This is a genomic window from Nitrosomonas halophila (assembly GCF_900107165.1).
In the GTDB taxonomy this organism is placed as follows: Bacteria; Pseudomonadota; Gammaproteobacteria; order Burkholderiales; family Nitrosomonadaceae; genus Nitrosomonas; species Nitrosomonas halophila.
This window is the reverse complement of sequence record NZ_FNOY01000144.1, coordinates 1-1,329: the sequence shown is the minus strand read 5'-3', so window position 1 is coordinate 1,329 and position 1,329 is coordinate 1. Positions and strand designations below refer to the sequence as shown.

Genomic DNA, 1,329 nt, shown 5'->3' with positions numbered 1-1,329 from the left:
GTAACTATTCAGCGAAAAAAATGCAAAAAGTGCTTGACAGGGTTTTTGTGTAAAAAAGCAAGATTACCGATACATTTGGAGTTGCCCGTCAGGGCCAGTGCAATAGCCGCATAAAGATGTATTACAGCCGTCAAAATAGTTAATTCACGCACGTGAAGGTCGGCAAAAATACAGTGCGCTCCGGCGCGATCTGCAGCGAAAAATTGTGCTTTGAAAACAGGTTGTACAATAGCGTTATATCAGAAACAGCTATTGGAACAACACATTGACAGTTGACGGCATAGACGTAGAAGCCACGATAAAAAAGGTGCAAGAACTTCTGGCGCAGGAGCAAAACCTGTCGCCAGCATTCAGCACCACGCTGGAAGCGCTGTTAGTGGTTGTTCAAGTGCTGGCAAATCGTTTAGGCCTTAATAGTCGCAACAGCAGCAAACCGCCATCATCAGACAAGAATCGCCCCCGCGAGAAACGAACCGGAGAAGGTAACCGCAAAGCGGGCGGTCAGACAGGTAGTGCTGGCGCCACGCTTCGACAAACGGATGACCCCGATGAGATCAAAGTGCTGGCGGTTGATCGTTCGATTCTGCCACCAGGTCAATACCGGGAGGTGGGGTTTGAGCGGCGCCAGGTATTTGATATCGACATCAGCCGTTTAGTCACTGAATACCGAGCAGAGGTGCTGGAAGATGAAGATGGACGGCGTTTTGTGGCGCCGTTTCCGGATCATGTCACCAAAGCAGTTCAGTATGGCAATAATGTCAAGGCCCATGCCGTTTATCTGTCGCAATACCAACTGATTCCCTATCATCGGGTACGGGAATACTTCCAGGACCAGATAGGTCTACCTATCAGCGCAGGCTCGATCTACAACTTCAATCAGCAGGCCTATACCCTGCTTGAACCATTTGAGCAAAAGCTGATTGAAAAGCTCAAGGCATCACCTTTGTTGCATACCGATGAAACGGGCATCAATATCAGTGGCAAGACACATTGGCTGCATTGTCACTCAAATGAAAACTGGACACTGTTTTATGCACATACTCACCGCGGCACCGATGCCATGAATGAGAAAGGTGTGCTACCACAGTTCAACGGCATCCTTTGTCATGACCATTGGAAGCCCTATTACCGGTACACCGCTTGTCTGCACGCACTGTGTAATGCCCATCATCTGCGTGAGCTGGAACGTGCCTATGAACAGGATAACCAGCAGTGGGCGAGACAGATGCAAACGTTGCTGCAAGCCATTCTGACAGATGTTAAAGCACAAGGAGATGTTTTACCCACAGAACAGGCCGAGCATTATACACAACGCTACCGGGCTTTATT

General features: G+C 48.8%; 1 protein-coding gene. It reads left to right on the top strand.

Annotation, left to right across the window (positions count from 1 at the left end; translation table 11 throughout):
- Nucleotides 1–307 precede the first annotated feature (307 nt).
- A partial coding sequence (gene tnpC / locus BLV85_RS14700; protein WP_143032374.1) for an IS66 family transposase occupies nt 308–1,329 on the top strand: 1,022 nt, incomplete at its 3' end.